The 10761-nt window shown below is 46.1% G+C and carries 6 protein-coding genes; 2 read left to right on the forward strand and 4 right to left on the reverse strand.

Annotated elements, in window-relative coordinates:
• Positions 1-79 precede the first annotated feature (79 nt).
• Complete coding sequence (locus MED222_RS21670; protein ID WP_232281807.1) at positions 80-6430, forward strand: Calx-beta domain-containing protein; 6351 nt, start codon at positions 80-82, stop codon at positions 6428-6430.
• A 94-nt stretch (positions 6431-6524) separates the two neighbouring features.
• On the opposite strand, the gene MED222_RS13100 is transcribed toward MED222_RS21670, so the two are convergent.
• Both MED222_RS13100 and MED222_RS13095 read right to left on the reverse strand, forming a co-directional pair.
• Positions 6525-7718 carry a class I SAM-dependent methyltransferase gene (locus tag MED222_RS13100; protein ID WP_009846634.1) on the reverse strand — a complete coding sequence of 398 codons (1194 nt, stop codon included), beginning with the start codon at positions 7716-7718 and terminating at the stop codon, positions 6525-6527.
• A gap of 129 nt (positions 7719-7847) precedes the next feature.
• Positions 7848-9251 (reverse strand): methyl-accepting chemotaxis protein, encoded by a 1404-nt coding sequence (locus MED222_RS13095; protein ID WP_009846635.1) that lies wholly within the window; start codon positions 9249-9251, stop codon positions 7848-7850.
• A gap of 88 nt (positions 9252-9339) precedes the next feature.
• Between MED222_RS13095 and yccX the strand changes: the two genes are divergently transcribed.
• A complete protein-coding gene (yccX, locus tag MED222_RS13090) occupies positions 9340-9627 on the forward strand; it encodes an acylphosphatase (RefSeq protein ID WP_009846636.1) in 288 nt (95 codons plus the stop codon).
• 54 nt (positions 9628-9681) lie between these two features.
• On the opposite strand, the gene MED222_RS13085 is transcribed toward yccX, so the two are convergent.
• Together MED222_RS13085 and MED222_RS13080 are read right to left on the reverse strand one after the other, a co-directional pair.
• Complete coding sequence (locus tag MED222_RS13085) at positions 9682-10011, reverse strand: TusE/DsrC/DsvC family sulfur relay protein (RefSeq protein ID WP_009846637.1); 330 nt, start codon at positions 10009-10011, stop codon at positions 9682-9684.
• 159 nt (positions 10012-10170) lie between these two features.
• The coding region (locus MED222_RS13080) for a Bax inhibitor-1/YccA family protein (protein ID WP_009846638.1) at positions 10171-10761 on the reverse strand (591 nt) is incomplete at its 5' end.

A 10761-nucleotide genomic window follows, 5' to 3' on the forward strand; every position in this document is an offset into this window, starting at 1 on the left:
GAAGACCAGCACGCAACAAGCAGCGGAAAGTGGCACAGTCACGATCCAAGACAACGATGGCACGCCAACAGTGACGGGCGTGACCAACAGCGCGGGCGCGGCGGGCATTAACGTAGCGGAAGGTGCGGTCGCGGACATCAAAGTGACGCTGAGCAACGAAAGCAAGACGGCGACCACGGTTGACCTGACGCTGAGCAGCGGCACAGCGGATAAGAACGTCGACTTCACGGGCACCCAAGTGGACATCGTGTTGAGCAACGGTACGGTCTTGAAAGACGTGGCGGTAGCATCAGACGGCAGCTTCCAAGTGAGCTTGCCGGCGGGTCAAACCGACTTCACAGTGAAAGTTCAGATCACGCAAGACAGCATCTTCGAAGGCGATGAAACCTTCACCGTGACGGCGAAGACCAGCACGCAACAAGCAGCGGAAAGTGGCACAGTCACGATCCAAGACAACGATGGTACGCCAACAGTGACGGGCGTGACCAACAGCGCGGGCGCGGCGGGCATTAACGTAGCGGAAGGTGCGATCGCGGACATCAAAGTGACGCTGAGCAACGAAAGCAAGACGGCGACCACGGTTGACCTGACGCTGAACAGCGGCACAGCGGATAAGAACGTCGACTTCACGGGCACCCAAGTGGACATCGTGTTGAGCAACGGTACGGTCTTGAAAGACGTGGCGGTAGCATCAGACGGCAGCTTCCAAGTGAGCTTACCGGCGGGTCAAACCGACTTCACAGTGAAAGTTCAGACCACGCAAGACAGCATCTTCGAAGGCGATGAAACCTTCACCGTGACGGCGAAGACCAGCACGCAACAAGCAGCGGAAAGTGGCACAGTCACGATCCAAGACAACGATGGCACGCCAACAGTGACGGGCGTGACCAACAGCGCGGGCGCGGCGGGCATTAACATAGCGGAAGGTGCGGTCGCGGACATCAAAGTGACGCTGAGCAACGAAAGCAAGACGGCGACCACGGTTGAACTGACGCTGAACAGCGGCACAGCGGATAAGAACGTCGACTTCACCGGCACCCAAGTGGACATCGTGTTGAGCAACGGTACGGTCTTGAAAGACGTGGCGGTAGCATCAGACGGCAGCTTCCAAGTGAGCTTGCCGGCGGGTCAAACCGACTTCACAGTGAAAGTTCAGACCACGCAAGACAGCATCTTCGAAGGCGATGAAACCTTCACGGTGACGGCGAAGACCAGCACGCAACAAGCAGCGGAAAGTGGCACGGTTACGATCCAAGACAACGATGGTACGCCAACAGTGACGGGCGTGACCAACAGCGCGGGCGCGGCGGGCATTAACGTAGCGGAAGGTGCGGTCGCGGACATCAAAGTGACGCTGAGCAACGAAAGCAAGACGGCGACCACGGTTGACCTGACGCTGAACAGCGGCACAGCGGATAAGAACGTCGACTTCACGGGCACCCAAGTGGACATCGTGTTGAGCAACGGTACGGTCTTGAAAGACGTGGCGGTAGCATCAGACGGCAGCTTCCAAGTGAGCTTGCCGGCGGGTCAAACCGACTTCACAGTGAAAGTTCAGACCACGCAAGACAGCATCTTCGAAGGCGATGAAACCTTCACCGTGACGGCGAAGACCAGCACGCAACAAGCAGCGGAAAGTGGCACAGTCACGATCCAAGACAACGATGGCACGCCAACAGTGACGGGCGTGACCAACAGCGCGGGCGCGGCGGGCATTAACATAGCGGAAGGCGCGATCGCGGACATCAAAGTGACGCTGAGCAACGAAAGCAAGACGGCGACCACGGTTGACCTGACGCTGAACAGCGGCACGGCGGATAAGAACGTCGACTTCACGGGCACCAAAGTGACCATCATCTTAGGTGACGGCACTGAGCTGAAAGACGTGGCGGTTGCGAACGACGGCAGCTTCCAAGTGAGCTTACCGGCGGGTCAAACCGACTTCACAGTGAAAGTTCAGACCACGCAAGACAGCATCTTCGAAGGCGATGAAACCTTCACGGTGACGGCGAAGACGCCAACGCAATCGACGGCGCAAACAGGCACAGTCACGATCCAAGACAACGATGGCACGCCAACAGTGACGGGCGTGACCAACAGCGCGGGCGCGGCGGGCATTAACGTAGCGGAAGGTGCGGTCGCGGACATCAAAGTGACGCTGAGCAACGAAAGCAAGACGGCGACCACGGTTGACCTGACGCTGAACAGCGGCACAGCGGATAAGAACGTCGACTTCACGGGCACCAAAGTGACCATCATCTTAGGTGACGGCACTGAGCTGAAAGACGTGGCGGTTGCGAACGACGGCAGCTTCCAAGTGAGCTTACCGGCGGGTCAAACCGACTTCACAGTGAAAGTTCAGACCACGCAAGACACCATCTTCGAAGGCGATGAAACCTTCACGGTGACGGCGAAGACCAGCACGCAACAAGCAGCGGAAAGTGGCACAGTCACGATCCAAGACAACGATGGCACGCCAACAGTGACGGGCGTGAAGCCTGCGGTTGACAGCCAAGGCACGCAAGTGGATGAAGGCGAAGGCGCGGTGTTTGAGGTGAGCTTATCGAACCCAAGTTCGACGGACATGACGTTTGATTTTGCGTTGGCCGAAGGCACTGCGATAGAGGCGGACTTTGATAAAGACCCAAGCAACGTGACGTTCAGCAACGGCGTAACGTACGATCCCGTGACTAAGCAAATCACGGTTCCAGCGGGCGTGACGACATTTACGGCGACCGTGGCGACGACTCAAGACACGATTGACGAAGCGAACGAGACGTTCACGTTAACCGTGGGCACTCAAAGTAACACGGCCACCATCATTGATCATGACGTAACTATCAAAGTCCACGATGCTGTGCCTGTGAATGAAGGTGATAAAGCATCCTTTAAAGTGACATTAAATGAAGCTTCGTCTGAAAAACAGTATGTTAAATTTGAAGCGACAACGAATGGTTACGATACCGAATTTGATGATATTGATACCAATAGCCTAACTTACGAATACAAAGATGCTAACGGTGTATTCCAAGTTGCTAACGTCGTTAACGGTTATGTAGAAATTCCGGCAGGAAGAACTGAGCTTCGTGTAACTGTTCAAACCGTGCAAGACGATAAATTTGAATGGACTGAACGTTTTGGACTACACATTGTAGATACAAAATCTCAGGTCGGCGGAACGTCAAGTATTGATGAAGCTAATTCTGATCTGAAAGGTCAGGGTACAATCAAGTTAGATCATACAGATAACCCTACGCTTACATTGACGAATGCTAATGCTGTTGATGAAGGAAGCACGGCCGTATTTGATGGGCAACTATCGAAGGTGTCTGAAGCGTCGATTGAGATGAAAGTCGAGTTTGAATTTTCTAATGGCGTTGGTAAAGCAAACCTTGAGGATTTAGCCGCAGACAGTAGTAAGCCGTTTTCTGGGGTTACAGTCACTTATGTTTCTGGCGGAGTGATTAAGACTATTCCGGTAAATGAAGTGGATGGTACATTCACGCTTCCTGCGAAAGTTACGGATTTCAAAGTTAATGTAGATACAATAAATGACAACCGTTTCGAAACATCTGAAGACTTTGGGATTAAGTTGAGTGAGATACCTTTCCAATCTTCAACAGATGCTAGTAAGGATGTAATCATTAATCACGGTCAGCACGGTGTTAGCGCGTCGGGTTCTATAAACGAAGACGCTGCTGATAAACCAACTGTAAATGTTGCCAATGCTCGTTCGGTAATTGAGGGTGGGACCTTAGAGTATAGCGTTTTACTTACTGGTTCTTCTGATGTAGACGTAACATACTCAATAAACCTCCCTAATAGTAGTGACGTTAAAAAATCAGACATTTCGTTTACTAATGGCGTCACATTGAGCGCCGATGGACAATCTATTGTCGTGCCTAAAGGCGTATATTACTTTAAAGTTATCGTTCCGACATTAGATGACGTTCTTGTAGAAAATACTGAAAATTATACGATTACTATTGGCAGAGACACTGGCACAGGTTTTATACTCGATAATGAAGTTGCACCTGTAATCAAAAACCAATCAGTTAGCGTTTCAGAAGAAGGCCTAAACGGTGGTATCACTGATACTATTGGGTTACCTACTGACTCTACGGATGGTCACTCTATACAAGGTAATCTTGTTATTACTGACGCTAATAACAACTTGTCTGACACTGTGTTTAGTGAAACAAGCTCAATCAACATTACAACATCGACCGGTCAGCCTTTGACATCAGAAGGGCATACTATTGATTGGGCGGTATCGCCTGATGGTCATGCACTTACTGGTACTGCTAACGGAAAAGTTGTTATTGAAGCAACATTGGATAGAAATGGTCACTACGACATACAATTGAAAGCTCCGGTAGATCACCCCAATACTAATGGCGAAGACAATCTAGTCATTCAGATCCCGGTCATTGCTAAAGACACTTCGGGGCTTAAGAGTTCAGGGGGGCAAATTACGGTTTCGATTGAAGATGATCAGCCTGTTGCAACAGCTATTGATGTGCCAGTTACCCCAGAAACAAAATCAGATACGAATATTCAGTTGGTAATCGACGTGTCTGGCTCTATGGGCTACGATTCTGGCGTTGCTGGTAAGACTCGTTTAGCTATTTTAAAAGAGTCTCTTGCTAAGATGCTCCAGCAATATGACACGCTTGGCGATGTAAAAGTCCAAATAGTGACATTTACCGGCAACGCTAAACTCATACATGACGGTAGTAAATCTTGGTTCTCTGTTAGTGAAGCTATTACAGAAATCAATAAGCTAAAACCTAAGAATAATACTGATTATGATGATGCTTTACGTAAAGCCCGTACTTCATGGGACCATGACGAAGATAGTAAGCTCCCTGATGCGAATAACGTCAGTTACTTTATTACTGATGGAATTCCAAACCAAGATGATAGGATAGATTATTGGGAAGCCAAAACTTGGACTAAACATTTAGATGATAATGGTATTACTTCTCAAGCTATAGGTATAACTGGAGGTTATCTTGACAAAGGCCAAATTGATTTGGTTTCTCACGATGGTCTGACGGGAACAGACTCTTCAGCGATAGTTATTGATTCGTCGAGCCAACTAACAGATATATTGACCCAGCCAATAATTCAAACCGTTAATGGTTCATTGGTAACTAATGGTGGCTTTGGCGCTGATGGTGGTTATGTTAGTCAGTTAGTTATTGATGGCGTAACTTTTAATTTTGATGGTTCAACTATCAGTTCTACAGGACAGAACTCTAAGATCAGCTTTACCAAAAATGAATCAACAAACGAGTTAAAAGTTACGGTCGATGGCAAGTACACTTTGAGTATCGATATGGATACGGGTTCGTACAAATTTGGTGGCAAACCACAAGCTAGACCTGAAACCGTAGACTTTGATTACACATTAAAAGATGGTGATGGTGATACAAGTAGCAGTCATATTTCATTTGATGTAATGGGTTCAAAAGGCAGCGTAGATGTGTCGTCTACAGGCAAGATGATCGATTCTGTTAAAGTTCTTCATGATAATTTGAGTTGGATAGGATCACCTGCAGTAACCAATGGACAAGCGGGTTACAACAAGATTGTAGACAATGTTGATATCAACAAAGGTGTTTCAATCAATGTTGGTGATGCTGGCGATGCTGTTTGGACTGGCCAGGGCGATGATGTGATTTATCTTGGTGATAGTCATGCTGTCTTGGACCAAAATACTGGGCAAGCGTCTAACCAAGATGCGATAAACACTTATATTAAAGATGTTTTCACTCAAGGTCGCGATTCGAACGTAATACTTAACCCTAACCAAGGTGAAGATAGTGAGATAGCTGCTACTAATAACAGTACAGCAAACTTGGATGTTGCTCATGGTGGCGGCGGTAGTGACTATATCTACGGAGAAGGTGGCTCAGACGTTATATTCGGCGGGTCAGGCGATGACGTCATTGATGGCGGTGAAGGTAACGATGGTCTTCGAGGCGGTACGGGTCACGATACACTTAAAGGCGGATCTGGCGATGATATTCTTATCGGTGGTATTGGTAACGATATTTTAACCGGCGGTAGTGATGATGATATCTTCAAGTTTGTCGACCAAGGTTCTGGTGTTCGTCATGGTGAGAAAGACACAATTACAGACTTTACTAAGGGTGATGATAAAATAGATATTTCCGATCTACTCCATACAGATTCTTCTGACAGTATTAATAGCCTACTTCAAAGCAGTAAGATTGGTATTTCTCTTGAAGGTGCAGATAATATGTCAACGGCAGATCTTAAGTTGACTGTGACAGATGGTGGAAAAACTCAGGAGATCATATTGCAAGATAGCGCTGAACAATTTGATAGTTATATCACTAACGGTTCAATTTCAGATGTGAGTGGACTATTAAACGATATATTGAAAATTTACGATAACTAAACAAAAAGGGCCGAAAGGCCCTTTTTTTATATCTTAATTTAGTAAAGTAATCGCGCTGAAGAAGACCTTACATTGAAGTTATAACACGCTTCGGTTACAACACTTTACAGGCAAAACCTTTCAGATAGAAACCTTCTGGGTAGGCGGTGTCTGTAAGGTGATCGGCTGCTTGCTCGAAGCGCTCGACAAATTTTACTGTTCTGCCAGCGTCTAGAGCAGCGTCAGCGATGATTTTTTGGAATAAATCAGTGCCCATCAAGCCAGAGCAAGAGTAGGTGAGTAGAGTGCCACCAGGATTTAGGATTTGCATTGCAAGCATGTTTACATCTTTGTAGCCGTTAGCACCTGATGTTAGGTTGTTTTTGCTTGAAACGAACTTTGGTGGGTCCATGATCACGACGTCAAACTTAGTGCCTTGATCTCGGTATTCACGAAGTAGTTTAAATACGTCTGCGTTTAGGAATACAGCACGCTTTTTCGAGATATCAAATTCATTGAGTTCAGCGTTGAACTTAGCTGTATCAAGAGCTAATTGAGACACATCTGCGTTGATTACACGTTTTGCGTCACCTTTCAGTGCGTAAAGACCAAAGCCGCCAGTGTATGAGAAACAGTTAAGCACATCTTTGCCTTTAACATACTTCATTGACTCTTTACGGCTATCACGTTGGTCCATGTAGAAGCCAGTTTTGTGGCCTTCCATGATGTTTACGCTGATTTTGACGCCGTTTTCTTCAATGACGATAGATTTTGGTGGCTCTTCACCGTGAAGTACACCAACAACTTGTTCTAGGCCTTCTTTTTTACGAACTGCTACGTCTGAACGCTCGTAAATATTACAGTCTGGGAAGCATTCAATTAAAGCTTCAACCAATACGCTCTTATTGAATTCAGCGCCCGCACTTAGTAGTTGGCAAACTAGGTAGTCTTGATATTTGTCGATAGTGATACCTGGCAGTCCATCAGACTCTGCAGCGGTAAGGCGGTAGCCAGTTAAACCATCACGCTCAATGATGTCTTCACGCAGTGATTGCGCGTCTTGAATTCGTTTTACGAAGAACGCTTTGTTAATTTCTTCTTTTTCAAATGTCCAAACACGAGCTCGAATTTGAGATTCTGGTGAGTAAGCCGCTTTTGCTAGCCATTGACCATTCTGAGCATATACGTCTACAGTTTCACCTTGTTGTGGTTCGCCTTCGACCTTATCGATACCGCGTGAAAATACCCAAGGGTGTTTACGGCGTAGTGATTTATCTCGGCCTTTAGCTAGATGAATTGAAGGAGTCATAATTTACTCTGTTTGTTGAATTTGAAGGAGGTGTATTGTCGGGGAAGTACAAGGGAAAAGCAAATAAGAAAGGGCTGCAAAAGCAGCCCTTGTATTGAACCATCATTAGATGGTGGTTAGATGTCAGTATTAAGCTTTAAGACCTGTCAGCAAACCTTCCATCGTATCGCTCTGCTTACGAAGTTGGTCAACGTTAGAGTTACTCTTACTGATCATCTCGCAGATGCCGTCTGATTGATGACGAATCTCTTCAACACTTTGTGCAATGTTATCCGCAACGACACCTTGCTCTTCTGCAGCAGTAGCAATTTGCGTACTACTATCAGAAATAGACTGGTTTTTCTCAGCTAAAGAACCGATCTCAACGTTCACTTCCGACATCAGTGTTTGGCCTTCATTGGCATTGTTTACTGTCACTTCCATCAGTTTTGTTAATGATTGGCTGTTACGCTGTAACGACTCGATCATGCTCTGGATTTCAACTGTCGCTTGTTGAGTTCGTCCGGCAAGAGCGCGAACTTCATCAGCAACAACTGCAAAACCACGGCCTTGCTCTCCAGCTCGAGCAGCTTCAATCGCAGCGTTTAGCGCTAACAGGTTAGTTTGTTCAGAGATACCATTGATGGTTGCGACTACTTCATCGATCTGCGCTGCATTAGCATCGAGTTCTTCTACTGCTTGCGAAGCCGATTGAATCTCTTGGGATAAGCTAGAGATCGATTCCAAAGTATTAGAAACCTTAACTTGACCACTTTGTGCGACACCACGAGCGTCCATTGTTTGAGTGCTTGAATCATGGGCAAGGGTAGCGACTTCGCGAATCGTTGCTGCCATTTGTTCAGTTGCGCTGGCGAGGCTATTCAAGTGCTCTTGTTGATTACTTGAGATATCTGAGCTTTGTTGCGTTGATTGGTTCAAATCCGAGCTGATTTGCTGCATGAGAGCAACGGACTCTTGGATTGAGAGAACCATGTTTTGTTCACGCTCGGCTACCTTATCGATAGTAATAGCAATTTCACTGAACTCATCGCGAACTAAAAAGTAGTTCATGCGACAAGTTAAATCGCCACTCGCAAGTGTGCTGAGTGCTTTGTTCATCGAGAACATAGCACCACCAATGAAAGTCATGATGTAGTAAACCCCCAGAGCTATCAGCGTGAGAGTTACTGCAATAATCGATACCTGAGTAGTAGACAGAGCTGACCATAAGTTTTGGTCATGGCTTGCGACTAAACTGAAGGCGCCATTCATGACAGAAACAGATGCTGCGCCATATCCTAAAGAGATGGTGTCAGAATTGCTAACGAGTTGAGCGACCTGATCTTTGGTGAGTTGTCCAGCTTCAATCAGACCTTTCATCAGGAGCAATTCATCCTGATAAAGGTGAGCAAGTAAAGAGTCCGCAGCGCTATCTAAAACTAAAGTCAGTATAACCAGGGCGATAAGAGGTAATAAGAATAGTAGATAGAACTTTTCTTGGATTTTTAGGTGAATGAGATATTTGTCAATCCAACGAAACGGGATTTCTTTCATAATTGTAATACTCGAAGTAAGCCAACCAATAAATGGTGAATGAATAGAATCGCAACTATATCATCCATATAATTTATGAGGCAACGTTATGGATACTCTGCAGTATATTTTTGTCGTGTCAGGCGTAGTTCAGTGTGTTGGATTTCGTTATCACACCAGTAGGCAGGCGCAGGATTTGGGCATTTCCGGCTATGCAAAGAACCTAAATGATGGTCGAGTTGAAGTGTTAGCGGTCGGAGAGGTGCTGAAACTTGAGAAGTTACACGCTTGGCTTAATCTTGGACCACCGAGCGCAACAGTAGACAATGTCGTCATGCATCAAGTTAAAGATCATGAGCGGCAGGACGTACGTGTAGGGGAGTTTAAAATACTGTAGGACACTACAGTATTTAACTTTTTACGTTGAGATCAACCTAGCGCTATTTTAGTTCTACAAGCATTTTGCTGGTTTAGGTAAACCGGCGAGCTTGGTTGCTTGTTTGGCAGGGCCTTTTTTGAATAATTTGAAAAGGTACTTACTGTTGCCTTTTTCTGGACCGTGAGCTTTTTCCATTGCTTTCACGAGCATGCGAACCGCTGGTGAGGTGTTGAACTCTTCGTAAAAGCTTCTTACAAAATGTACGACTTCTAAGTGTGCATCAGTAAGTTCAATTTCCTCATCTTGAGCAAGAATTTCGGTCATACCTTCTTCCCATTGAGTGTAATCCAACAGATAACCTTGAGCGTCGGTTTCGATTTGCTTGCCGTTATATTCAAACATGTTTAATCCAGAGTCCAATTAACTATCCGGATAGAGTACATGACCAAGTTTATCTTTCTCAACAGAAATTGTAGCTATCTCAAAAAATATTGCACTTATGGATAAAAAAAGCCCAAGAGATAGGCTCTTGGGCTAGATATGATTCAGTGATGGAAGCGATTAGTCGTCGTTACCCATAATGCCTAAGATGCTTAGTAGGCTGATGAAGATGTTGTAGATAGAAACATACAAGCTAATCGTTGCAGAGATGTAGTTCGTTTCACCACCACGAATGATGCTTTGCGTTGTTAGCAAGATTACACCAGTCGAGAATAGGATAAACATACCGCTCATTGCCAGTGATAGTAGTGGCATTTGTAGGAAGATGTTTGCAACCATGCCGACTAGCAGAACAACGAAACCAGCCATTAGCATACCGTTAAGGAATGAAAGGTCACGTTTAGTTGTTAGGGCGTAAGCAGATGCAGCCATAAATGCCAGTGCAGTACCGCCAAGTGCAGTTAGGATGACATCACCCATGCCTGCGCCAACGTACATGTTTAAGATTGGACCGATGGTGTAGCCTAAGAAACCTGTAAATAGGAATGTGAAGACTAGACCCATGCCGTTGTCACGGTTCTTTTCTGTTAGGAATAGAAGGCCGTAGAAACCAACTAGCATAATGATAAGACCAGGGCGAGGAAGGTTCATCGCCATAGATACGCCTGCTACTACAGCAGACCAAAGTAGTGTCATAGACAGTAGTGCGTA

It is taken from the genome of Vibrio sp. MED222 (genome assembly GCF_000153005.1).
GTDB lineage: Bacteria > Pseudomonadota > Gammaproteobacteria > Enterobacterales > Vibrionaceae > Vibrio > Vibrio tasmaniensis_A.

What these genes read in the sequence shown, in the direction of transcription:
- MED222_RS13100 (WP_009846634.1), bottom strand. Translation starts at nt 7,718, where the DNA reads ATGACTCCTTCAATTCATCTAGCTAAAGGCCGAGATAAATCACTACGC.
- MED222_RS13095 (WP_009846635.1), bottom strand. Translation starts at nt 9,251, where the DNA reads ATGAAAGAAATCCCGTTTCGTTGGATTGACAAATATCTCATTCACCTA.
- yccX (WP_009846636.1), top strand. Translation starts at nt 9,340, where the DNA reads ATGGATACTCTGCAGTATATTTTTGTCGTGTCAGGCGTAGTTCAGTGT.
- MED222_RS13085 (WP_009846637.1), bottom strand. Translation starts at nt 10,011, where the DNA reads ATGTTTGAATATAACGGCAAGCAAATCGAAACCGACGCTCAAGGTTAT.